Origin of the sequence: Myxococcus sp. CA051A (assembly GCF_013336705.1) — a bacterium.
Taxonomy (GTDB): Bacteria; Myxococcota; Myxococcia; order Myxococcales; family Myxococcaceae; genus Myxococcus; species Myxococcus llanfairpwllgwyngyllgogerychwyrndrobwllllantysiliogogogochensis.
Window position 1 is genome coordinate 240,663 of sequence record NZ_JABUMS010000011.1, and the last position, 23,261, is coordinate 263,923.

Annotated in this window: 21 protein-coding genes; 9 read left to right on the forward strand and 12 right to left on the reverse strand. The window is 69.4% G+C overall.

Annotated features, from left to right (window positions below):
• The first annotated feature begins 111 nt into the window (after positions 1-111).
• The 3 genes from HUA74_RS29765 to mdoH are packed head-to-tail and all read left to right on the forward strand — an operon-like array spanning position 112 to position 4,244.
• A complete protein-coding gene (locus tag HUA74_RS29765; RefSeq protein WP_371817322.1) occupies positions 112-1,704 on the forward strand; it encodes a glucan biosynthesis protein in 1,593 nt (530 codons plus the stop codon).
• Positions 1,701-2,195, forward strand: a complete 495-nt coding sequence (locus HUA74_RS29770; RefSeq protein WP_246137158.1) for a hypothetical protein — start codon at positions 1,701-1,703, stop codon at positions 2,193-2,195. The genes HUA74_RS29765 and HUA74_RS29770 overlap by 4 nt, the downstream gene beginning before the upstream one ends.
• A 24-nt stretch (positions 2,196-2,219) precedes the next feature.
• Positions 2,220-4,244, forward strand: a complete 2,025-nt coding sequence (gene mdoH / locus HUA74_RS29775) for a glucans biosynthesis glucosyltransferase MdoH (protein ID WP_174457245.1) — start codon at positions 2,220-2,222, stop codon at positions 4,242-4,244.
• A gap of 13 nt (positions 4,245-4,257) precedes the next feature.
• On the opposite strand, the gene HUA74_RS46005 is transcribed toward mdoH, so the two are convergent.
• Genes HUA74_RS46005 through HUA74_RS29790 form a run of 3 tightly spaced genes read right to left on the reverse strand, consistent with a single transcriptional unit; the run spans position 4,258 to position 7,438 of the window.
• A complete protein-coding gene (locus tag HUA74_RS46005) occupies positions 4,258-5,232 on the reverse strand; it encodes a fused MFS/spermidine synthase (RefSeq protein ID WP_174457246.1) in 975 nt (324 codons plus the stop codon).
• 46 nt (positions 5,233-5,278) lie between these two features.
• On the reverse strand, positions 5,279-6,589 hold the full coding sequence (locus tag HUA74_RS29785) for a M18 family aminopeptidase (protein WP_174457247.1): 1,311 nt from the start codon (positions 6,587-6,589) through the stop codon (positions 5,279-5,281).
• A gap of 45 nt (positions 6,590-6,634) precedes the next feature.
• Positions 6,635-7,438 (reverse strand): hypothetical protein, encoded by an 804-nt coding sequence (locus tag HUA74_RS29790; RefSeq protein WP_174457248.1) that lies wholly within the window; start codon positions 7,436-7,438, stop codon positions 6,635-6,637.
• Positions 7,439-7,956: 518 nt separating this feature from the next.
• On the opposite strand from HUA74_RS29790, the gene HUA74_RS29795 reads away from it, so the two are divergent.
• Positions 7,957-8,682: a hypothetical protein gene (locus HUA74_RS29795; protein WP_174457249.1), complete on the forward strand. Its 726-nt coding sequence runs from the start codon at positions 7,957-7,959 to the stop codon at positions 8,680-8,682.
• 205 nt (positions 8,683-8,887) lie between these two features.
• Here the strand turns inward: HUA74_RS29795 and HUA74_RS29800 are convergent, their stop codons facing one another.
• Together HUA74_RS29800 and HUA74_RS29805 are read right to left on the reverse strand one after the other, a co-directional pair.
• Entirely contained in the window at positions 8,888-9,829 is a 942-nt protein-coding gene (locus HUA74_RS29800; protein WP_174457250.1) for an acyl-CoA dehydrogenase family protein, read from the reverse strand.
• 512 nt (positions 9,830-10,341) lie between these two features.
• The gene (locus tag HUA74_RS29805; RefSeq protein ID WP_174457251.1) at positions 10,342-10,950 is read right to left on the reverse strand and encodes an SET domain-containing protein; all 609 of its coding nucleotides are present in this window, start codon (positions 10,948-10,950) and stop codon (positions 10,342-10,344) included.
• 94 nt (positions 10,951-11,044) lie between these two features.
• On the opposite strand from HUA74_RS29805, the gene HUA74_RS29810 reads away from it, so the two are divergent.
• The gene (locus tag HUA74_RS29810; RefSeq protein ID WP_174457252.1) at positions 11,045-11,419 is read left to right on the forward strand and encodes a DUF423 domain-containing protein; all 375 of its coding nucleotides are present in this window, start codon (positions 11,045-11,047) and stop codon (positions 11,417-11,419) included.
• A 28-nt stretch (positions 11,420-11,447) separates the two neighbouring features.
• On the opposite strand, the gene HUA74_RS29815 is transcribed toward HUA74_RS29810, so the two are convergent.
• Positions 11,448-11,756, reverse strand: a complete 309-nt coding sequence (locus tag HUA74_RS29815) for a hypothetical protein (RefSeq protein ID WP_174457253.1) — start codon at positions 11,754-11,756, stop codon at positions 11,448-11,450.
• Positions 11,757-11,923: 167 nt separating this feature from the next.
• On the opposite strand from HUA74_RS29815, the gene HUA74_RS29820 reads away from it, so the two are divergent.
• The gene (locus HUA74_RS29820; RefSeq protein WP_141646877.1) at positions 11,924-13,204 is read left to right on the forward strand and encodes an amidohydrolase family protein; all 1,281 of its coding nucleotides are present in this window, start codon (positions 11,924-11,926) and stop codon (positions 13,202-13,204) included.
• Here HUA74_RS29820 and HUA74_RS29825 read toward each other — a convergent pair.
• Together HUA74_RS29825 and HUA74_RS29830 are read right to left on the reverse strand one after the other, a co-directional pair.
• Positions 13,192-14,514 carry a glycosyltransferase family 87 protein gene (locus HUA74_RS29825; protein WP_174457254.1) on the reverse strand — a complete coding sequence of 441 codons (1,323 nt, stop codon included), beginning with the start codon at positions 14,512-14,514 and terminating at the stop codon, positions 13,192-13,194. The genes HUA74_RS29820 and HUA74_RS29825 overlap by 13 nt on opposite strands.
• Before the next feature lie 112 nt (positions 14,515-14,626).
• Positions 14,627-15,577: a 1-phosphofructokinase family hexose kinase gene (locus HUA74_RS29830; RefSeq protein WP_174457255.1), complete on the reverse strand. Its 951-nt coding sequence runs from the start codon at positions 15,575-15,577 to the stop codon at positions 14,627-14,629.
• Between the two features lie 128 nt (positions 15,578-15,705).
• Here HUA74_RS29830 and mug point away from each other — a divergent pair, with 128 nt between their 5' ends.
• On the forward strand, positions 15,706-16,263 hold the full coding sequence (gene mug, locus HUA74_RS29835) for a G/U mismatch-specific DNA glycosylase (protein ID WP_305794242.1): 558 nt from the start codon (positions 15,706-15,708) through the stop codon (positions 16,261-16,263).
• A gap of 7 nt (positions 16,264-16,270) precedes the next feature.
• Here the strand turns inward: mug and HUA74_RS29840 are convergent, their stop codons facing one another.
• Positions 16,271-17,104 (reverse strand): 3'(2'),5'-bisphosphate nucleotidase CysQ, encoded by an 834-nt coding sequence (locus HUA74_RS29840; RefSeq protein ID WP_141648904.1) that lies wholly within the window; start codon positions 17,102-17,104, stop codon positions 16,271-16,273.
• Between the two features lie 226 nt (positions 17,105-17,330).
• Between HUA74_RS29840 and HUA74_RS29845 the strand changes: the two genes are divergently transcribed.
• A complete protein-coding gene (locus tag HUA74_RS29845) occupies positions 17,331-17,828 on the forward strand; it encodes a DUF3592 domain-containing protein (protein ID WP_174457256.1) in 498 nt (165 codons plus the stop codon).
• Positions 17,829-17,855: 27 nt separating this feature from the next.
• Here HUA74_RS29845 and HUA74_RS29850 read toward each other — a convergent pair whose 3' ends face one another.
• Complete coding sequence (locus HUA74_RS29850; protein WP_174457257.1) at positions 17,856-18,965, reverse strand: hypothetical protein; 1,110 nt, start codon at positions 18,963-18,965, stop codon at positions 17,856-17,858.
• 379 nt (positions 18,966-19,344) lie between these two features.
• On the opposite strand from HUA74_RS29850, the gene HUA74_RS29855 reads away from it, so the two are divergent.
• Positions 19,345-19,839, forward strand: a complete 495-nt coding sequence (locus tag HUA74_RS29855) for a GNAT family N-acetyltransferase (protein WP_174457258.1) — start codon at positions 19,345-19,347, stop codon at positions 19,837-19,839.
• Between the two features lie 60 nt (positions 19,840-19,899).
• Here HUA74_RS29855 and HUA74_RS29860 read toward each other — a convergent pair whose 3' ends face one another.
• Both HUA74_RS29860 and HUA74_RS29865 read right to left on the reverse strand, forming a co-directional pair.
• Positions 19,900-22,350 carry a lectin-like protein gene (locus HUA74_RS29860; RefSeq protein WP_174457259.1) on the reverse strand — a complete coding sequence of 817 codons (2,451 nt, stop codon included), beginning with the start codon at positions 22,348-22,350 and terminating at the stop codon, positions 19,900-19,902.
• Between the two features lie 267 nt (positions 22,351-22,617).
• Complete coding sequence (locus tag HUA74_RS29865) at positions 22,618-23,250, reverse strand: response regulator transcription factor (protein ID WP_141648899.1); 633 nt, start codon at positions 23,248-23,250, stop codon at positions 22,618-22,620.
• Positions 23,251-23,261: the final 11 nt, after the last annotated feature.

A 23,261-nucleotide genomic window follows, 5' to 3' on the forward strand; every position in this document is an offset into this window, starting at 1 on the left:
GCTCTGGGCTGACGCGCCGCACCGTGGAGGCCATGCGGGCGGCGGAGTCGAGCGAGGTCCGGGAGTCACCAGGAGCCGCTCGCCCCCTCGGTTTTCCCGGAGGCATCAGGCGTGACGGCGGACAGGAACAAGCACGGTGGGACGCGCGCGGCGTGCGTGCGGTGGCTGGGCGTGGCGCTGGTGGCCACGGCCGGAACCGCGTGCGCGGCGGCCCCCGCCCCGTCCACGTCGCAGTCCCGGGGCGGATCGAGCTTCACGTCGGAGACGGTGGTGGAGCGGGCGAGGGCGAAGGCGGCGCGGGCGTACGTGGAGCCCGTGTCGACGCTGCCGGAGTCCTACAAGACGCTGGACTACGACGCGTACCGGGACATCCGCTTCCGTCCGGAGAAGGCGCAGTGGCGTGACGCGGGGCTGCCCTTCCAGGCGCAGTTCTTCCACCCCGGCTTCTTCTTCCAGTTCCCGGTGGCGATGTACGAGGTGACCGGCGGCAGGTCGACGCCGCTGCGCTTCTCGCCGGAGCTGTTCACCTACGGCCCGCTGGTGAAGCCCGGCCCGCTGAAGAAGGCGGATGGCTACGCGGGCATGCGCCTGTCGCATCCGCTGAACCGCTCGGACCTCTTCGACGAGCTGGTGGTGTTCCTGGGCGCCAGCTACTTCCGGGCGCTGGGCCAGGGCAACCTGTATGGCCTGTCCGCGCGCGGGCTCGCGCTCGACACGGCGACGTCGCGCCCCGAGGAGTTCCCCGCCTTCCGTGAGCTGTGGCTGGAGAAGCCCGCTCCCGGCGCGGACCGCGTCGTCGTGCACGCGCTGATGGACAGCCCCAGCGTCACCGGCGCGTATCGCTTCACCGTCATCCCCGGGGTGAACACGGTGATGGAGGTGGAGGCCACGATTTTCGCTCGCAAGGCGGTGGAGCAGCTCGGCGTGGCGCCGCTGACGAGCATGTACCTCTTCGGGGAGAACGACCGGGGCGACTACGACGACTTCCGGCCGGAGGTTCACGACTCGGACGGCCTCTTCGTCTGGACGCGCACGGGCGAGCAGCTCTGGCGGCCGCTGCAGAACCCCGAGCGCATCAACGTCTCCAGCTTCCAGGTGGACAGCCCGCGCGCCTTCGGCGTCCTGCAGCGCGACACGGCGTTCGCCCACTACGAGGACCTGGAGGCGCACTACGAGCGCCGGCCCAGCGCGTGGGTGGAGCCGGTGGGCGAGTGGGGCCCGGGCGTGGTGCGCCTGGTGGAGCTGCCGACGCCGGACGAGACGAACGACAACATCGTCGCCTTCTGGGTACCCCAGAAGCCGCTGGCGGCCGGCGATTCGCTGCGCGTCGCGTACAAGCTGCACTGGGGCTCGCGCTCGCCGTGGCCCGTGACGGGCGCCACCGTCGTCAGCACGCGCCTGGACGCGGGCGACTCCTGGAAGGGCGCGAGGCTGAAGGACGCGCGCCCCATGCGCCGCTTCGTCATCGACTTCTCCCCCGTGCCGGACCTGAAGGAGAGCACCACGCCCGTGGAGCTCGTCGTCAGCGCCGGCTCGGGCAAGGTCCTGCGCCCCATCGCCAACCGCCACACGCCCTCGGGTGGCTGGCGCGCCACCTTCGAGCTGCACCCCGCCTCCCCTGCCGTCCCCACCGAGCTGCGCGCGTACCTCAAGCGCGGCCCGGAGACTCTCACCGAGACCTGGAGCTACCTGTGGATTCCGTGACGACGCTGACTGCCTGCCCCTCCGTCCCGTCCACCGTGTGGGCCGTCCCGCGTTCTCGCGCGGCGCTCGACACCTTCTTCCGCGGCTTCGGCTTCACCACCGAGGCGGACCTGTCCGCGCTGGCGGCATGGGTGCTGGACGGCTACGGCGCCCAGGGTGCCCAGCCCCCCGCGGCGGTGGCGCTGGCGCGCGCGCGCATGGAGACGTGGTTCGCGAGCGTCCTGGGGATGGAGCACGCGGGCCCGGGCCTGCTGGCGCGAGGCCGCGCGGCCTTCGTCCTGTGCGACGGCGCGAACCGTGGCGCGCGGCTGCTCACCCGGGCTTCGGCGCCGGAGGACTTCGTGAAGGCGGCGCGCGCGGCGGTGCCGGTGCCGGCGCCCGCGCAGGTCAGCGCGGTGATGCCCGAGCAGCAGCTCGTGCTGTGGCCGTTCGGTGAGCTGCTGCGCCGCTGGTGGCGCGGGGTGTCGCCGGACGTCTCCATCTCCCGCTGAGCGGGGGTGCACCGGAGCCTCGCGATGGAAGCCCACTCGTTTTCGCCCGAGAGCGCCGCTTTCCGGCGCGTCGGAGTCCTGGGCCTGGCGGCCATCACCACCCTCGTGGGGACGCTGGAGATGCACCGCCTGTTGAGCGCCCACGGCACCTCGGTGCCCGAAGTGGTGCTGGTGGGGCTCTTCGCGCTGTGCTTCGGCTGGATTGCGCTGTCCTTCTGGACGGCCATCGCGGGCTTCCTCCAACTGGCCCTGGGCCCCCGGCTTCCCGGGCTGCGCTACCCGACACCGGACGAGGAGGGCCAGCCCCTGGCGTCGCGCACGTCGGTGGTGATGCCCATCCACAACGAGGACCCGGCCTCCGTCTTCGCCAACGTGCAGGCGACGTACGAGTCCGTGGCCGCCACCGGCCATCTGGACGCCTTCGACTTCTACGTGCTGAGCGACTCCACGCGCGCGGAGGCGTGGGTGGCGGAGGAGCTGGCGTGGTCGGAGTTGTGCCGCCGGGTGGGCGGCCAGGGACGCATCTTCTACCGGCGGCGCACCGACAACACGGGCAAGAAGGCGGGCAACCTCGGCGACTTCTGCGAGCGGTGGGGCCGCCGCTACGACTTCACGGTGGTGCTGGACGCCGACAGCCTCATGGACGGCCGCACGCTGGTGAAGATGGCGCGGCTGATGGAGCTCAACCCGCGCGCGGGCATCCTCCAGGCACCGCCGCTGAACGTGGGCCGCACGACGCTCTTCGCGCGCCTCCAGCAGTTCGCGGGCCGGGTGTACGGGCCCGTCGTGGCCGCGGGCGCGGCGGCGTGGCAGCTGGGCGAGTCCAACTACTGGGGCCACAACGCCATCATCCGCACGGAGGCGTTCATCAACCACTGTGGGCTGCCGGTGCTCCCGGGCAAGCAGCCCTTCGGCGGACACATCCTCAGCCACGACTTCGTCGAGGCGGCGCTGATGCGGCGCGCGGGCTACACGGTGTGGCTGGTGCCGGAGCTGGGCGGAAGCTACGAGCAGCCGCCGCCAAACCTGCTCGCGTACGCGCAGCGCGACAGGCGCTGGTGCCAGGGCAACCTGCAGCACCTGAGCCTCGTCATGGCGGGAGGCCTGCATCCGTTCAGCCGGGGCCACTTCCTGATGGGCGTCATGTCCTATGTCGCCTCACCGCTGTGGCTCCTGTTCCTGGTGTCGGGGCTCGTCGCCGCGCTGCATGACCGCTTCTTCCTGGACGCGCACGCGCTGGAGTCGCCCGTGCTCGCGTTCGACGCGCCCGGCGCGCTGCGCCTGTTCGCGGTGTCCATGGGCATGCTGTTCGCGCCCAAGGTCCTGGGGCTGATGCTCGCGCTCTTCAAGCGGGGTGAGGCGGCGAGGATGGGGGGCCGCGTGAAGCTGGTGCTCAGCGTGCTCGTGGAGAGCGTGCTGGCCTCGCTCCTGGCGCCGGTGATGATGCTGTTCCAGTCACACTTCGTCTTCGGCACGCTCCTGGGGTACCGGGTGAACTGGTCCAGCCAGCAGCGCGAGGACGCGGACCTGCCGTGGTCCGAAGCGGCGCGGCGTCACGCCGTGCACATGGCGGTGGGCGTGGGGATGCTGGCCGTGGCCGCGCTGGTGTCCCCGGCGCTGGTGGCGTGGCTGCTGCCGGTGGCGGTGGGGCTGCTGCTCGCCGTCCCCCTCACGGTGCTGACGGCGCGCTCCTCGCTGGGGATGTGGGCCGCGCGACGGGGGCTGTTCCTCCTGCCGGAGGAGACGGAGCCTCCCGAGGTGGTGGAGCGGGCCCAGGCCATCACCGAGGAGCACGCGGTGGAGCCGGTGCCGGACGCCATCGAGCGGGTGCTCGGCGACGCCAAGATGCACGCGCTGCACCTGGCGCTGCTGGAGTCGCAGCCGGGGCTCGCCGAGCACACTTCGCCCGCGGCCCTGGAGTCCGCGCGACGCAAGCTGCTGGGCGGCGGCGCCGAGCCCCTCTCCGCGCAGGAGAAGGTCGCGGCCCTGCTGGACGTGGGCACGCTGAGCGAGGCGCGCGAGCAGCGCCTCACGCGCGCGCTGTCCTGACGCGTCGGAGCGGTCAGTCCTCGTCGTGCAGCACGAGGTCCAGCGAGTCGAGCGCTCGGCCCTCCGAGGAGGCACGGCGGACCTCGCGGTCCTCGAATCGACGCGACATCAGCGCGCGCAGGTTGAAGCGCGCGGCGCGGGCCAGCCGACCGGCACGAGCCTTCAGCGCCCCTCGCGAGACCTTTTGCGTGGACGTCAGCCCCACGAAGACGCGGTTGGCCGTGGTCTGCGAGTCGAAGGCGTGCAGTTGCGCGAAGCTCGCCTGCCACGTCTGGAGCATCGCCGGGTACAGCGGATTGGGAGAACGGTGCACGTTGCTCACCACCGCGCCGTCGGGCGTGAGCCGGGCCTTGGCGGCCTGGAGGAACTCCCACGTCGCCAGCGCCTTGGGCATGCCTCGGGGGCCATAGGCATCCAGGAGGATGACGTCGTAGGCGGGCCCCGGCGTCTCGATGAAGCGGCGCCCGTCCGCCACATGCGCGTGCAGCAGCGCGTCCTCGCGGAAGCCGAAGTAGCGCCGGGCGACCTCGAGCACCTCCGCGTCACTGTCCACCGCGTCGATGCGCGTCTGGGGCAGCGCGGCGCGCAGGAACATGGGCAGCGAGCCGCCCCCCACGCCCACCATCAGGATGCGCTGGGGGTTGGACACGAAGGCCACGCCGCCAATCATGCCTTGCGTGTATTCGAGCTCCAGCCGCAGCGGGAAGCCCTGCCCCACCACGCTCTGGTAGGCGCTGTCCCAGCCGAACTGGAGGTAGCGCCGGCCCTCGTCGTCCTGGCTGACGATGCAGCGATGCGAGCCGGCGAGCCCCACGTGCAGCACGGTGCGCGGCTGGGAGAGCCAGCGGAAGACTCGCGCGAGGTAGCGCCGGGAGCGCTCGACCTTGCCTCCGGGAAGAGAGAGGCCGAGCGGTGCGCCCTGGCGGGGGAGAACCCGCTTCCAGGGCGCCTCGCACCACCAGGGACCTCCCGCGCGCGGCCAAGTCACGCACAAAGGTCTATCACCTCCCCGGCCGGCTTTTGACAGCCGTGCGTCACGCGAAGAGGCGACGGAGCACGGCCACCATCGCCGCCACGTCGGACGCGCACGCCATCTCCCGGATGGAGTGCATGGACAGCATGGGGTTGCCCACGTCGACGGTGCGGATGCCGAGCTGTCCCGCCGTAATCGGGCCGATGGTGCTGCCACACCCCAGGTCCGTGCGCGTGACGAAGTGCTGCGGCGTCACCCCCGCCTCGCGACACAGCGCGGCGAAGTACGCCCAGGACTCGCCATCGGTGGCGTAGGACTGATTCACGTTCGACTTGATGACGGGCCCGGCGCCCATCTGCGGCTGGTGCTTGGGCTCGTGCAGCGAGGCGTAGTTGGGGTGGACCGCGTGCGCCATGTCCGCGCTGACCAGGAAGGACTGGGCCATGGCGCGGTGGAAGGCGTCGGGCTTTCCGTCCGAGAGCCCCAGTGTGAGGCGCTCCAGGAGCGTGCGCAGGAAGGGGGACGCGGCGCCCTGCGCGCTGCGGCTGCCCACCTCCTCGTGGTCGAACAGGATGACGCCGCTGGTGGCCTCGCGCGAGGCCGGGCCGGTGAGCAGCGCCGTCAGGCTCGAATGGCAGCTCGCGAGGTTGTCCAGGCGCGGCGCATGGAGGAACTCCTCGTGCGCCCCCGAGCGCGTGGACGGCTGCAAGTCGTAGAGGCACAAGTCGTAGCCCAGGATGTCGGCCGCCTCCGCCTTCACGCCGCCCTTCGACAGCTCCTTCACCAGCATGGCGCGCAGGTCCACCGCGCCCGCGCTCTCCAGGCCCAGCACGGGCACCATCTGCTCCTGCGGGTTGAGCTTGAGGCCCTCGGTGTTCACGCCTCGGTTGAGGTGGATGGCCAGGTTGGGCACGCGCAACAGCGGCTTGCGGAAGTCCACCAGATGGCCCCGGGGCTTTCCGCCTTCGAGCAGCACCACGCGGCCGGCGAGCGACAGGTCTCGGTCGGTCCAGGTGTGCAGCAGCACCCCGCCGTAGATTTCGACGCCGAGCTGCTGGTAGCCGTTCTTGGCGACCTGGGCGTTGGGCTTGAGTCGCAGGTTGGGCGAGTCGGTGTGGGAGCCGACCAGTCGGAAGCCCGCCCGGTCGACCGGCGCGGTGCCCAGGTGGAAGGCGGCGATGCTGGTGTCGCCCCGGGTGACGTAGACGCGCTCACCGGGCTTCAGCGTCCAGGACTCGCGCTCGTCCAGGGCGAGGTAGCCCGCTTGCTCCAGGCGGCGGGCCGTCTCCCGCACCGCGTGGTACGGCGTGGGCGAGGCATCGATGTACGCGAGCAGGTCATCGGCCAGGGCGTCGGTGTCGGTGGGGCTCATGTCGGCCCGAAGCTAACCGCTGGCGGGCGTCTCGCCACGTCAGAATCACGTCCCCCGAGCGGACGGACGGGCCCCTGTCGCCGGCGGCGGTACGGTGGAGGACGGCCGGGCCTGGGGGGCGGCGTCGAGGAAGGTCCCCAGCAGCACCCACCGGCGGGACTGGTCCTCCTTGCCGCGCTTGGCGAGCAGCGGCGTCGTGTAGTGCCAGAAGGGCAGCCGGTACACGGTGATGCCGCCCACGGTGCTCACCCGCGTCATCTCGGACAGGTGCCCCTCCTTCTCGTAGACGAGGTACTGGTGGTCCACGCCCGGCATGGTGAGGCTCACGTGCATGTCCACGTAGCCGTCGCGGGCCTCGGCCTCCTCGGGGTGGTGGTCATTGTGAGGGCCGGAGTAGTCGCCGGGCCCGTAGCAGAGCACCTGGATGCCCCAGTTGCGCCGCAGCACGCGGCCACTGACGGAGGCGGCGAAGGCGGCGAAGGTGTCCGAGCGAAGCATGGTGGTGAGCCCCACCGATTCCGCCGCGCGCCAGGAGCGGGAGCGCCGGTTCTCCAGCAGCGCGGTGCGCACGCGGACCGTCTTGGGCAGCAGCTCCATGTAGTTCATCGTCATCCCGGAGATGGAGTCCACGGGGATGGGGTCCTCCATGCGCACCAGGGTGTCGTTGAGCGCCGCGTCGAGCGCATTGCGACAGGCGGCGGCACGCGTCGCGTCCACCACGCCCTGGAGGGAGACGAAGCGGCGCGCGGGGTCCAGCAACGCGCCAGAGACTGAGGTGTCCCGGCCCTCCAGGATGCGGCGGCCCTTGGGAGTGAGGAGGTCGGCGAACTCGGAGGGGAAACGCTTCATGCCGCCCCGAATACGGCTTCACCGGCCGGTTGTCGTGCGGAATGCGCGCCGCATCCGTGTTCGCGCGGTGCCACGGGCCGTGCTTCATGTCCCGGAAAGCACGGCCCGCGAGGGGCCTGTCACGTCCGATGTGTGGGCCGCTGATGCCGAGGAGGCTCGAAGCGGTCCCTGTCCCGGTTGGGGTCGGGCTTCTTGCTCGGAGGCCGTGACTCGGTCTTCGAGGGCGCCTTGGGGGGCGGCCTTGGTGTGGGCCTGGGACGATGGGGGTTGATATGAATGGGCATGTTCGTCTCCTGTGAGTTGTCGCACCTCGTGCGCACATGGGGGATAGGTCGGAGAGGAAATACCGGTTACAGGCTTCAGCACGATCTGGGTGTCCAGGGACCTCATGACGTCATGCGTCAGACATTGGGTGCCGTTCTTGGCTCCCTGATGGGTGTGTTTCCGCTCGGCGGCAACCTTTACCGGCCGCCTGCGATAACCTGCTGATTCGTCGAATTCTGGAGAGTCCCCCAAGCATGGATCCCATCCGCAACCGTGCCCGCGTCGTCACGTCAAACCCGTCCACGTCGCTCCAGCCGCAGCGGGAGGCGCAGCAGACGGCGGCCCCGGCGAGGGCCAACGCGGTGGGTCATGCGCAGTTGAGTACCTTCGAGGCGAAGCTGGCGGCGCCGGTGCAGGCTGTGGCGGCGCAGCCGCCGCCGGGCGCGTGGCGCGGCGGGCCGGACACCGAGGTGGGCAAGGCGGTGCAGGCCATGTGGGACCGGATGCAGAACATGCCGGGGGCGGATGTCACCATCAAGGGAGACACGCCGGCGTCGCTGCTCGGCCGCGCCATCCTGGACGGCAAGAAGGTGTCGAACGAGCAGATCATCGCGATGTCGAAGGTGACGTTGGATCAGCTCGCGACGGATCCGAAGGACCGGGAGAAGGTCCTGAAGAAGGTGCCGAACGCGCGCGAGCTGCCGGTGCACAAGTTCACGGTGGCGATGCTGTCGGCGGCGACGGGAATTGATCCGCAGAAGCTGTCCGAGGCCTGTCCCGACCTGGGTCTGACGGGCGCGCCGGGCACGCCGCTGCTGTATGCGGCGGAGGGGCAGAGCACGCAGCGATCCACCGCGCTGCACGACTTCACGGACTACCTGCGCGGAGCGGGCATCAAGGGCCTGAACAAGGCCGTGTGGGGCGTGGAGAACCGCATCCTGTCCGCCCTCGTCTCCATCGTGGGCGGCGGACGGTACTGAGCAGACCAGGGTTCACGCCGTGAGGCGTGTCAGGGCCGTGTCCCGTACAGGGGCGCGGCCCTTCGTCTTTCACGGGCTGAGCTTCGAGTGAGCCGCGTTCCCAGTCCTGGCACGTGCGCGTTCGTGGCAAGCAACTTGTTCCGGCGGAACGCCGACAGCTCGCGCAAGCGGTTTCTACCGTCTTGCCTGTACGCGCGTCATGAGGTCAGTCGCCTTGTTCCGGCACCGCGCCCGCGAGCTTCGCGCGAGCAGCCTCCAGCCGCTTGGCGCGCACCTTTCCAGCAACGTCGAGCAGTCGGCGGTCGCGCGCCCAGCGCTCACGAGTCACAGCGTCGACCTGGGCCCACAGCGGCTCACTCTCGACGAGCGTGCGCTTCACCTGAGCCAGCGCGCCAGCAAGCGCCACATGCGTCGCCACGGATGACGGGTCCGCCTGGGCAAGCCCGCGCATCATCACCGCGAGCGCGAGCAACTCCTCGCGGATGGGGTCAGGCCAGCCGCTGCGTCGGCCGAGCTGGAGAAGCCAACCGAGGAGTGCGAGATGGACATGACAGTCCTCCACGGTGCGGAAGGGCTTGAGGTAGCGCGTGTAGCCATCGCCCGGGAGTACTTCTTCCGGTGATACCGCCACGTCTTCGAGCCGCAGCTCCGCGTGAGGGACCTCGGGCACAAAGGGGAGTTCGGGCAATTCAGTAGCGATGATGCCCGCGCGCCTGGCGTCCACGGACACCAACCTGAGCCGGTTGCGGCCCTGATCGTCCTGTCCCTCGGAGGCGACGATGAGTAGCAGCTTCGCGCTGGAGCCCAGCGTGACGAAGGCTTTCTCCCCTGTGAGTGTCCAGCCCGTGGCCGTTGGCGCAAGACGCGTCTGGATGGCGGCGGGGTGCCCACCCATCGACTCCGTGGCGCAGAGCGCGACGGGCTGGTCAGCGGGGAGCATGGGGAACAGGAAGCGGTGGGCGGCGTGGTACCCGGAGGCGAATGCAAATCCGAGCCGGTCCGCGCGAAAGCCTCCCGCGAGCGCGAGGTCCGCGGGCGACTGGAACCGCGGCACCAGTTCCACATGACGGCGCCACCACGTCTCGACGGAGTCGAGTGTGACGGGCTCGGGGGACTCAGTGAGCAGGAAGGAGAGGACGTCGTTCACAGGGCCACTATACGACAGCCAGACGCAAGCGGCGTTCCCGGAACAATCCAAACCAGAGGCGGCCCACCGGCCTGACTGAAGTCAGCCAGCGGCGCCAGACCCAACATGCCTTTACCCTCTCAAAAACAACACCCAAGGCATGACTGTGTACAGGATGCGCTGCACCAGCCCCCCATGATGAGCAGACAGAGTCCAGCGCTCGGCGTTACATCCCACGCGCCTCCATCTACAACCTCATCAATCGCAGCCCGAGCATCCAGCTCGCGGGAGTCGTGAACGTGGCAGGAGTCACTCGCTACGTCCACGAATGCGCTGGCGACCTGGATGCTCAGGGGCGCGGCTGAGGTGTCCCGGAATGCGCTCAGTCGGCGTGCCAGGGAACTGGGATTCGCCCGCACCAGCACGCGACCTTCGCGGGCCCCAGGGCGACAACTCCCGGCCGGCGTCGCTGGCCCTCGCACTCACTTCGCCACGAGGCCCGACGACAGCGCGTCAGGCCCGGGCAAACAACCTCACCCCGCCAGGCGTTTGCGGCCACCCGCGGACTTCTTGCCCTTCGTCGTCTTCTTCCCCTTCACGGGCTTCTTCGCGGAGCGGGACTTGGACACGGACTTCTTCTTCGAGGCCTTCTTCCGGGCGGGGGCCTTCTTCTCCGGCGCCAGGATGGTGCCCCTGCACTGGGGCGCGCCACAGCGGCACACGTAGAGGGCTTCGGACTCGGACCCCATGTCCTCGGTGCGCTCGTAAGCGTAGTCGTAGACCAGCTCCTCCCCTACCTCGAGCGCGCGCAGGGCGAAGATGTAGATGCGCCCCTTGTCGATGAGCGCCTCGCAGTTGGGGGCACACGAGTGGTTGATGTAGCGCGCCTCGTTGTGCAGGGTGCCCGCGTCGAGCACCGTCTTGCTGTCCAGGTTGAACAAGAAGGTGTGGTGCCGCCCCATGGCCTCGTCGTCGTAGCGACGGTCCGCGTCCGCCTGGGTGATGCGCTCACCGACGTACTCGATGATGCGCTCGCCCTTGCGGATGCGGCGGGTGGCGAAGGCGCCCGTGCCCTGGATGGACGACGGACGCAGCTCGAAGGGGATGGGCTTGGAAGAAGGAGTGAAAGTGGGGGATGTCATGCGGGTATGAGTGGCCCGGAGTTCACGTCGGCCAGGACGCTCCATCAGCGGCGGTGTAGCGTGCACCAGACGGACTCTCGATGAAAGGCGTTCGATGATGCGGTGGTGGCTCGTGCTCGGTGCGGTGAACGCTTTCCTGTCCGTGGCCGCGGGAGCCTTCGGCGCTCACGCGCTCAAGGCCCGGCTCCCTCCCGACCTCCTCGTCATCTTCGAGACGGGCGCGCGCTATCACATGTACCACGCGCTCGGGCTGCTCGCGGTGGGACTGCTCTCCCTTCTGCGCCCCTCCTCGCTCCTGAACGGCGCGGGCTGGGCCATGCTCGTGGGCATCGTCCTGTTCTCTGGCAGCCTCTACGCGCTCGCACTCTCCGGCGTCCGCGTCCTGGGCGCGGTGACACCCCTGGGCGGCCTGGGCTTCCTCGCCGGCTGGGCCCTTTTCGCCATCGCCGCCTGGCGCGCGACGCCCTAGCCACCCCGCCGAGGCCCGGCCCCCGCTGTCACTCCCGAACCAGCGGAGGCATCGGGTACATCAGGTCCAGGTCCCGGTTGTTGCGGATGCCACACGCCTCGCGCTGCACCATCAGGTACCAACGCTGCAGCTCCGCCTCCTTGCGCACCTCGCGGTAGCGCTCCAGGCGCACCGCCCGCGGGGGGCCCCGGGACATCAAGAGCTCGCGCTCGGCGCCCTCCAGCGCGGCCAGGGCCTTCTCCAGCTTCTCGCCGGTGCGCTTGAGCGCGGAGGCCTTCTCCTTCTGGAACTCGGCCTCCACCGGCAACAACGCGTTGAAGCTCTGTTCTCGGGCCATGCCCTTGGGTTTAACCACCCCCCACTGGCGCTCGCAGCGCGGGGGATGAGCGCACCTGAAGCGCCCTCTCAGTCCAGCTTGCCCTCCAGGACAGGGAGCGGCGAAGTGGCTGCCTTCCTGGCGCCGCGTCATCATCCCCTCCCCCACACCCACTCCCCGGAACCGCCATGCGCGCCTTCCTCCTGGCCCTCGTCGTCACCACGGCCTCGGCCCAGCAGTCTGGAGCCTCGGCCCCTGCTCCAAGGTCCTACCTGCTGCGCCCCACGAGCGTCTTCGACGGCGTCACCCCCAAGCCCCATGCGGGCTGGGTGGTGCTCGTCACCGGAGAGCGCATCGTCGCCGCCGGCCCCGCCTCACAGGTGAAGGCGCCCGAGGGCACGGAAGTCGTCGACCTCGCCGGCACCACCCTCCTGCCCGGGCTCATCGAGGGCCACTCCCACCTGTTCCTCCACCCGTACAACGAGACGAGCTGGAACGACCAGGTGCTGAAGGAGCCGCTGTCCCTGCGCGTGGCCCGAGCCACCCAGCACGCGCGAGAGACGCTGCTCGCGGGCTTCACCACCGCGCGTGACCTGGGCACCGAGGGCGCGGGTGATGCCGACGTCGGACTCAAGCAAGCCATCCAGCAGGGCATCATCCCCGGACCTCGCCTCCTCGTGGCGACCCGGGCACTGGTGGCCACTGGCACCTATGCCCCCAAGGGCTTCGCCCCCGAGTGGCACGTCCCCCAGGGCGCCGAGGAAGCCGACGGCGTCGATGACCTGGTGCGCGCGGTGCGCGGACAGATGGGCCGGGGCGCCGACTGGGTGAAGGTCTACGGCGACTATCGCTGGGGCCCCTCGGGCGAGGCACGCCCCACCTACTCACTCGAGGAGATGAAGCTCATCGTCGAGACGGCGCGCGACGGCGGCCGCCCCGTCTCCGTCCACGCCAGCACGCCCGAAGGCATGCGCCGCGCCGTGCTCGCCGGCGCGGAGACCATCGAACACGGCGATGGGGGAACACCGGAGGTCTTCCGCCTCATGGCGCAGCGCGGAGTCTTCCTCTGCCCCACGCTCGCCGCGGGCGACGCGCTGTTCCGCTACCACGGCTGGAAGAAGGGCGTGGGTCCGGAGCCCGCCCCCATCCAGGAGAAGCGCGCCAGCTTCCGCGCGGCGCTCACCGCGGGCGTGCCCATGTGCGTGGGTGGAGACTCGGGCGTCTTCACCCATGGGGAGAACGGGCGCGAAATGGAGCTGATGGTGGAGTACGGCATGACGCCCGTGCAGGTGCTCCAGGCGGCCACGTCCGGCAACGCGCGGATGCTGCACCGCGAGGACCGGCTCGGCCAGGTGAAGGCCGGCCTGCTCGCGGACCTCGTCGCCGTGGACGGAGACCCCACGCGGGACATCTCCGCCGTGCGCAAGGTCCGCTGGGTGATGAAGAACGGAACGCCCTACCGGCGCTGACTCGCCAGCCCGATGCCCGCGGGCTCCGCGCAGCCCGCCTCCACCGACGCGGGCAGGTAGTCCAGCGCCGCCGACGCCTTGGGCGCCACCTCTTCCGAGGCCACCCGGCGCCACGCATCCCGCAGCAGCAGATAGCCCGCGACGAACAACATCCCGTTGCGCGCCAGCAGCAGCAGCGTCTGGGGAATGCCCAGCCCGTACTTGTACGAGGGCCCTACGAAGACACCTCGTGACAGGACGGCGGCCACGAGGATGAGCACGGGCGCCGTGCGCGAGCCGGACAAGAGCGCCAGCGCCGCCGCGCCCATGACCCACGTGAGGAACTGCGGACTGAGCACCGGGTTGAGGATGATGAAGGCCACCAGCGGCCCCAGCGCCAGCCGCGCCAGGTCGTCCATCCGCTCGGGGAGCCGGCGACGCACGGACCACATGCCCACCGCGGCCATGCCCAACGAGCCCACCACCCACAGCCACCGGCTCACCGCCCTCACGCCATCGGCGGCCGCTCCGTGCAGCTCGAACGCCGCGGGGGCGTGAATCCAGAGCACGCCCTGGACCAGCCCCAGGTGATGCGCGGCCCACAGCAACGAGGCCCCGAGCGACTCCACCTGGAGCCCCCGGTCGACATGGAACGACGCGAAGCCCCACCAGGGCCACACCGCGCTCAGCGGCAACAGCGGCGCCACGCCCAGCGTCAGGCCGACCACCAGCTTGCCCAGCGTGCCGCGCTTCCAGCACACGGCCAGCGCGAGCGGCACCAACACCACCGGGTACAGCTTCGTCACCACGCCCACCGAGAGCGCCAGGCCCGCCACCGTCTCGCGGCGGCGCGCCAGCGCGAAGAGGGCCGCCATCGTCAGCGCCGCGGGGATGAGGTCATAGCGCTTGAGGTAGTAGAGCGCCGCCATCCACGACGTCACCGAGTACGCCAGACACGGCACCACCGAGCGCCACGCCCTGCCCCACTTGCGGGCCCCCTCGGTCAGCAGCACCCACTTGATGAACCCATCCATCACCGCCAGTTGGAGGCCGAACAGCGGGATGAACTCCCACTGCGTATGGCGCACCCACGCGGCGGGGACGAACCACAACAGCGCATAGGGCGGGTACTCGAAGCGGAAGTCCTGGTTGGGCGTGGCGCCGGCGAGGAAGGCACGCGCCGTCTTGAAGTACAGGTCCAGGTCGCCGATACGCGGCGAAAACGCGTACACCACGAGCGGCGTCACGCCGACGAGGAACGCGACCCAGTGCCAGGGCCCGAGACGGGCGGAAGGGGAAGCTGCGGGAGAAGGAGGGGTGGAGGCGGACACGCGAGCGCACTCTGTCCAATCCTGGCTGCTTTTGTCGCGGGGAAAGAGAGACACGCCGCCCCCTCCCTTGGTCGGACGCCACCCGAGGAGGCGGAGTCTACCCGGGTCGGCGCTACGGAGTGCGGGCCAGGGGCTCCGCCTTCACCTGCGTGAAGAGGCGCTCGACGTCCGCTCGGCCGCACAGGTCCGTGCCCTGGGAGAGCAGGGCCGCCGTGCCGGAGGCGATGCCCCAGCGCAGGGCCTCCTCATGGGACTGGCCCCGGGCGAGCGCCAGCGTCAGCCCCGCGACGAAGCTGTCCCCCGCGCCCACCGAGCTGTGCGTCTCCACCGGAGGAGGCGAGGCGCGCAGCTGCGCGTCACGCGTCGTCAGGAGCGCGCCGTCGGCCCCCATGGACACGGCCAGGACCTCCGCCCGGCCCCTCGCCACCAGCTCCCGCGCCGCCTCGGCCTGGGTCGCCAGGTCCTCCGCCTTCCGGCCCGTCAGCTCGCGCAGCTCGCGGCGGTTGGGCTTGGCCAGGAACACCCCTTCCTCCAGCGCCGCCGAGAGCGGCGTCCCGCTGGTGTCCACCACCACGCGCACCCCCAGCCGCTTCGCCAGCCGTGCGACACGCGCGTAGAAGTCGTCGGGCACGCCCTGGGGCAGGCTTCCGCTGGCCACGATGAACGCGGCGCCCGTGGCGACCTCCCCCACCGCGCTCAGGCAGCGCTGCCACTCGAGTTCGGAGAGCACCGGCCCGGGGAGGATGAAGCGGTACTCCCGGGCGCTGGCGCCCTCGGCCACGGTGAAGCTCTCGCGCGTGGAGCCCTCCACGGGGATGGAGCGGCGCAGCAGGCCCTTCTCCTCCAACAGCTCCTCCAGCATGAGCCCCGTGGCACCGCCCCGCGTGTAGACGGCGATGGACTCCCCGCCCAGCTCCCGCACCACGCGCGCCACGTTGATGCCGCCACCGCCCGGGTCCCTGCGCACCGAGCCGCACCGCAGCTTGTGCTCCGGGGTGACCTCCGGCACCGACGTCGCGACGTCGATGGCGGGGTTGAGCGTCAGCGTCACGATGTGCGCCATGTGCCAGGTCTCCAGCGATGGGAAGAGGTCGTCCCTCTCGGAACGCAAGCGCAGAGAGTGCCCCACCGTGCACGTCCCCGCCAGCCCGGCCGTTGCCATCCCCGCGCGGCTGATGCGAGATGCGTGACATGCCCTCGCCACGAGGCCCCACGCGGGACGAGCTCGACGCCGCCACCGGCCGCCACATGCCGGACATCATCGCGCCCGGCCTGCGCGTGCTCTTCTGCGGCATCAACCCCAGCCTCTACTCCGTGGTGATGGGCCACCACTTCGCGCGCCCCGGCAACCGCTTCTGGCCCACGCTGCACCTGTCGGGCTTCACGACGCGACAGTTGAGCCCCTCGGAACAGGGCGAGCTGCGCGAGCAGGGCCTGGGCATCACCAACGTCGTCGACCGCGCCACCGCCACCGCGGACCTGCTCGACAAGTCGGAGCTGACCGAGGGCGCCCGCTCGCTCGAAGCCAAGGTGCGCCGCTACCACCCGCGCTTCCTCGCGGTGCTGGGCATGGGGGCCTACCGCACCGCCTTCGCGCGGCCCAAGGCCCAGCTCGGGCTTCAGGAGGAGACCTTGGGCACCACCCGGCTGTGGGTGCTGCCCAATCCCAGCGGGCTCAATGCCCACTACCAGCTCCCGGACCTGGCCCGGCTCTACGCGCAGCTGCGACTCGCCGCGGACGCGGGCTGACGGCGCTTCAGGTGATGAGCCCCGCCTCGCGCGCGAAGCGGGTGACGACGGGCTGCACGTGGGGGAACGCGGCGGCGTTGCAGGCCAGCAGGCCGCGCAGGTTCTGCAGCTCGGAGCCGTCATAGCGATACGGCGTGCCGCCCAGGTCCGTGAGGATGCCCCCGGCCGAACGCAGCACGGCCTCCGGCGCACAGTTGTCCCAGCGATAGCTCTTGTCGCTGACGTGGAGGTAGAGGTCCGCCTGGGACTCCGCGAGCAGGCCGCACTTGACGCCCACCGAGCCGGACTCCTGCTCGCGGGTGATGCCCAGCCGGGCCACGACCTGGTTGGTCAGCTTGGAGCGATGCGAGCGCGACACCACCAGTCGCAGCGACGCGGGCTCCGCCACGTCCGACACGCGCAGGGCCCGGCGCGCGCCCGCCTTCTCCACGAAGCCCCCCTGCCCCACCACGCCCGAATAGAGCGTGTCGCCCACCGGCCGGTACACCACGCCCAGCACGGCCTCGGTGCCAATGGCCAGGCCGATGTGGATGGCGAACTCGCCGTTGCGGTTGACGAACTCCTGCGTGCCGTCGAGCGGGTCCACGAACCAGCAGCGCTCGAAGCGGCCGGCGGCGGCGCTGTTGTCGGACTCCTCGGCCACCACACCGTCACCGGGGAAGGCCCGGCGCAGCGCCTCCACGATGAGGGCGTTGGCTCGGGTGTCCGCCTCGGTGACGGGCCCCTGGCCGCCCGCCTTGTCCTCGACGGAGAAGGGGGTGGCGTAGACCTCCAGCAAGAGGGCGCCCGCTTCACGGGCGATGCGGCGGGCGGTGTCGAGCTCGGTGTCGAGGGATGGCATGGGCGGACAGTCTGCCCTCGAATGGGGCCTGGGTGGGAGGTCGCGCGTCGGTGTGGACCTTGAACATGGGGCGAACCGCCCCGCGCGGGGCGGATTGCCCCGCCCGGCCGGACGCGCTCGCGAGGGAAGATGGTGGCGTGGCTCCTGCACTGCATGAAGCGAACCGTGAGCGCTCGGGGAGCGGGCCCGCGCCCAAGCCCCCGACGCGAAGTGAGGACATGCCGAGATGATGAAGGTGCTACTGGCGGGGTTGATGCTGGTGTTCGGGGGGATGCTCGCCTTCGGGGGCGGGCGCATGCTGTACCGCGCCCATGCGAGCGAGCGCTGGCCCACCACGGAGGGCACCGTGGTGTCCTCGGGCGTGGAGACGGTACGCAACCGGCGCACCACCCGCTTCCACCCCGAGGTGAAGTACGAGTACTCGGTGGGTGGCCATTCCTACTCGGCGGACACCATTTCGTTCGGAGGCAATGACACGGGCGCGCTGCCGGATGCCCAGCGCCTGACGCACCGGTATGCCTCCGGCACGAAGCTGCCCGTGCACTACGAGCCGGGCGACCCGGCCATCGCGTGCGTGGAGTGTGGCAACGCGGGGATGTCCAGCTACGTCGTGATGTTCGGCGGCCTGGCCTTCGCGGGGCTCGCGGGCGCGGGCATGGTGGACATGGTGCGCTCCGACGTGCGCGAGCGGCGCCGCATCAAGGGGCAGCGGCTCGCGCGGTAGCCATGGTCGCGGGCGCGGGCTTCCGCCTCAGCGTCTTCGCAAGGTGAAGACGTCGCCATTCTGCGCGACGACTCTGTAGCCCCCCAAGTCACCATCCACGTCCATGCCCAGCTGGAGTGGATCCGGAAACGTGTCCTCGTCGAAGTAGACGAGGAGCTTCTGGCGGGTGTCGACGAGCTCCAGGGGCCCCAGCGGCGCTGTCGCGAACACCTGGGGCACCGGGTCGGGAGCCAGCTCCTCGATGGTCTTCGTCAGACAGGTCGCCCACTCGCCCCGGTAGGCCTGCAGGCGCGCCTGGAGGTTCTGGAGCACGAGGGAGCTTCGGGCGGGAGCGGTGTTCAGCCGGTACTGGATGCGGGGCTGGCTCCAATGCACGTCGATGAGGAACAGGCGCTTCTTGGCCTGGCGGACCTCCTCGCCTGTCCCCAGCTCCGTCAGCGCGAGCGTGAAGTCCTCGCAGAACTTCGCGTGGGACATGGGCCGCATCGCCTCCAGACAGTGGGCGAGGGAGTACTTGCTCGCATAGCTCTGGTACACGCGGACCTCGTCGCCCAGGCGCTCGACCATGAACGAGTGGGGCTTGCGCGAGATGCGACAGTAGTAGGGGCCCGGCGTGTTCTCGAGCAGGCTCAACAGCGCGGGCGCGCCGATGTCCCCCACGGCCGGCGCGTCGCCTCCCACCGTCGTGACGTCATCCATCCAGGAGGACGTGGCGCCGCACGAGCCCGACTCCAGGTTGTGCTTCGCGGTGAACTCCACGTAGTCCGCGAACAGCATGGACCGCAGGGTGGCCACGGAGGTCTTCAGGGCGAAGACCCGGACAACCTCCTCCAGGTCGCTCGTCGTCGTGCTCCCATAGGTGGAGAGCGGAGAGCACACGAACATCTCGATGGTGGAGAGCGAGAGCCGCGACTGGAACTTCCGTCCCTCGGCGGCGGCGCGACCGAGCAGCTCATCGAGCGGAGGATGCGCGTCCGAGCGCGAGATGAAGCGCTTGACGTCGAGCAGCTTCCCGCAGTGGGTGACCTTTCCGCGCCAGCCATTCCAGCACCTGAGACAGATGAAGAACTTCTTGGCGCACGTGTCACATTCGAGGCGGACTTCCATCTCCTCGCGCTTGCAGAAGCTGCACAGCATGAAGACTCCCGGGTTGGTCGGTGCCCGGGGAGCAAGCTGTGTACCCGGAGCGCAAGCCCAGTAAAGACAAGGACCTCCCTTGCCGGAGCGCCGGACCTCGCGTCCACCCGGCACGCCTCGGCGTCCGGACGGCACGCAGATGCGCTCCTTGCGCGGGGCGTCGCGCGAGGCTCAAAGCAGCCCATTCCTCGCGGTATCGATTGCCGACGGTCCCGTCCGAACGCCGGATGTCGCGACGGGAAGCGGACGGACGGAGACCTCTCCCGTCCAACACTCCACATCCGCCCCAAACGAACGCCGTGCGGACATGAAGCCCCTGTGTGACGCTGTCGCCCCCGCGCCGTGCCACCTGGACGGCCCTCCCTGAAGGAGCTCTCGCATGCCCGTCACCCTCCGCCCCGCCCAGCCCTCGGACGAGCCCGCTCTGGGCCGGATGGGCGCGGCGCTCGCACGGCTCCATCACGAGCTCGACCCTCAGCGCTTCATGCTTCCGGACGACGTGGAGTCTGGATACCGCTGGTGGCTGGGACGAGAGGCCCGCAAGCCTGACGCCGTCGTCCTCGTCGCCGAGCTGGACGGTGAGGTGGTGGGCTATGCGTACGGCCGCGTGGAGGACGTGGACTGGAACGCCCTGCTGGACCGCTCCGGCGGCTTCCATGATTTGTGGGTGGACGCGAAGGCCCGCCGCGCCGGCGTAGGCCCCCTGCTCGCCGAGGAGCTGATGCGCCGACTGACGGCCCTGGGCGTGCCGCGCGTCGTCCTGCATGCCGCCGCCAAGAACGAGCCCGCACAGCGGATGTTCGCGCGCCTCGGGTGGCGCCCCACCATGGTGGAGATGACCCGCGAGGCGCCCGACACGACCAAGAAGCCCTGAGGACTCAGGGCTTCCGACACGCCCGCCCCAAATGGCGGCTGGCGTGTCACCGGGCGAGGCTCAGTCCCAGGTGGTCCAGTCTGCTTCGTGGCCTCGGTCCGTCAGCTTCAGCCACGTGTTCTGACCGTTCGTCTTGGTCAGCAGCGCGGCGTTCTCGACGGCGGTCTTGGGGACACCCGCCCCATACCCCGAGGGACACTGGAAGTTGTCGAAAGACCCCGTCCCACCCATTGCCCAATAGTCAGACGGGCACGCGGTCGCAGTGCAACTTGTCCCGTACTTCCGGCATGCATGCGGATGGCTTTCGGCGCAATTCGCGTCGTACCAGGTCCCATTGGCCAGAATCATGGCGCAGTGCTCGTTGCCATTGTAGTTGTTCGGCTCGGTCGCGGCCCACTGCGTAAACGGCACCGGGGCACCGCCCCAGTGAACCCACCGCCCCTCCTTCGTCTGGTCCGTGAGGTTGACCCAGACAATGGCCCCCTGCTGCTTCTGCTGGAGCGCCGTGTTCTCGATGGAGTTCCTGGGTGCCGAGAACGTCCAGCCATCGCCACAGACACTCGCGCTCCAGGCGCCAGCCGTGGCCGACAGCTTCCAGTCATTCAGCACACAGCCCTGGCTCGTACACCGGCAGGCGTGCTTCACCGCGGTATCGCAGGGCGCGTCATTCCAGGTGCCCGTCACGTTGGCCAGCGTGCAGTTCTCGGCGCCTCCCGCGTTGTTCGGCTCGCCCGTCCCCCAGGGCTGGAAGGGGACCTCCTCCCAGCGACCTGCCTCGAACTGGTCCGTCAGGTTGACCCAGGCGTTCTTGCCCGAGAGGTATGAGAGTTCCTGGAGCTGATAACCCATCGAGGCGTTCCTGGGCGGGACGAACTCATAGCCCGCGGGGCACTGCGGCCGGTTCCAGGGGCCCGTGGCGTCCGTAATGAACCAGGGATTGCCGGAGGAGGAGCCGGTTGCAATCCGGAGGCAGGCATAGGCCTTGTTCGTGGCGCAGGGGGCGTCGTTGTAGCCATACAGCCCCTTCCACTCAGCGCAATGCTCGACACCATCGTAGTTGTTGGGCTCGCCGTCAGCCCACCACTGGAAACCCTCGTACTGCCATTTGCCCTCGAGCAGGCGGTCGGAGAAGTTGACCCAGACGTTGTCTCCGCCATCGACGAGTTCCTGCAGCTTCTGGTTCTCGTAGCCGTTCTGGGGGGGAATGAATGCATATCCGTCCGGGCAGAAGTTGTACTGGGGCGCCCACTCGTAGGCCCCCGTCGACAACTTCCAGTAATCAGACGGACAGTAGGAGGCGTCACAGGTCGCGCCCACCTTCTGACAGGCGCGCCGCAGACTCGAAGCACAGTCCACGTCGTTCCACTGACCGGTATCCGACTGGAACTCCGCACAGTCTTCATTGTCATCCCCGTCATTCGGCTCATCCTCGCCAAAGGACCAGAGCGCCTCCTTCATCGCATCCATACTGACACCATACGGTGAATACGAGAGGTTCGACTCCACCTGGTCCATTGAGATGCTGAAGCCACAGCGCGTGGCAGCCCAGTAGTCCAGGTAGTGGGAGAACCCGGAGTACGGCAGCCCACAGTGGAGAGTCTGGTCACAGATGCGCAGCTCCGAGAACTCCGTCCAATACAGGCCCAGCGCCCCGGGCAGGTCCTGCGAGCGACAGGAGGGATATCCGGTGAACTTCTGCGCCTCGTTCGCGGGGTAACCGGGCGCGTTGACCCACAGATCCGGCTCGGCCGAGCCGCCCTCATGGTGCCCCGAACTCTCGGAGAAGACCCAGTCCTTGAGCGAGCCGCCGTTTCCATCGGGCAGGGATGAATAGTCGAATCGGTCCTTCACGGAGATGATGACCCGCTTGCCCATCCTGGCCAGCTCCTCGTTCGTCGGCCAGCGCTGGGGACGATACTCGCCGGGCGCCTGGGAGCCCGACCCCGTGGCCCACGGGTTCGAGAAGTAGGTTCGCAGGTCCCGCGGGGTGAAGATGAGACTGCCCCGTGTATCCCCCGGGACGTTCGGATAGGACTTGTCGAAGAAATGGCGCAACAGGTTGACCATTCGCGTCCGGGAATCCGCCGAGTTGACCTCCAGGTCCTCAATGCCAATCAGAAGGACTTCATTCTGGTTCTGGGGCTCGCGAAGCCAGGTCGAGATCTCCCCCAGGATGCCATTGATCGGCGTCGAGAAGGGCTCCACGGCATGGCTGAAACACAACCCCGGCGCCTGTGCGTTGCCGTAGGGGTCGTTCGGCTCGTCCTTGCTGTAGAAACAGCCATGGTCCCAGACGTCCACATAGAGCGCGCGCATGCCCATGGCGAGCTGGTTGTAGACATAGCGGTGCTGATTGACGCGCATGTACCAACGCCCGCCGTGGGAATAGGCATTGCTGACGTGGGCATTGTGCGCGCCAAGTCGCTGGAAGCGCTGGACCGGAATGTCTCGCTGGAGCTCGGTCTGCTGGAATCTGGCGGCGTGCGCCGCCCAGTAATCACCAGGCTCCATCGCCTGGGAGACAGCCCCTGACTCCTGGGGAGGACTGGGTTCAGCTTCAGTCGGAGGGGTGTTGCAAGAAACGCAAGCAAGCATGCCCATGAGCAGGCAAGCATTGGCCAACTTCATATTGTGCTGTCCTTGGATGTCCCCCAGGCCCGGTTCGGCCAAGGGGGCGCGCCTTCTACATCCACCTACGTTGCGGGACAAGCACGGAACATCGCCCTGTTGAACAATTCTTGTATCGCGGAGCTGGGCAGGGAGCGCGGGGAATTCCGCTCAGAGGTCGATGATGCCCCGCCGTACGGCCACCACCACCGCGTGCGTGCGGTCCCTGGCCGAGAGCTTCGTCAGCACGTTCTTCATGTGCGTCTTGACGGTCTCCTCGGAGATTCCCATCTGCGCGGCGACCTCCTTGTTCGCGTTTCCCGCGGCGACCCGGCTCAGGACGTCCCGCTCGCGCGTCGTCAGCTCGTCGTCCGCCATGTGCTCGGCCATCTCCGACGCGATGTCCGCGGAGATGCGGCGGCGCCCCGCATGCACGCTGCGGATGGTCTCCACCAGGTCCTTGCGCAGCATGCTCTTGAGCAGATAGCCGGACGCGCCCGCCTTGATGGCCCGCACGGCCTGCGCGTCGCCCTTGTAGGTCGTCAGCACGACGATGCGCGCCGCCGGGAACTCCGAGCGAATCGCGGTGATGGCGTCGATGCCATTCATCTTGGGCATCTGCACGTCCATCAAGGTGATGTCGGGCTGGTGCGTCCGGTAGGCCTGAAGCGCCTGCTCTCCGTTCTCCGCCTCGGCGACCAGCTTCATGTCCGGCTGGCCGGCAATCATCCCGCTGAGCCCTTCACGCAACAGCGGATGGTCGTCGGCCACCAGGATTCGGATGTTCGAGTCCATCGCGTTCATGACGTCAAGGA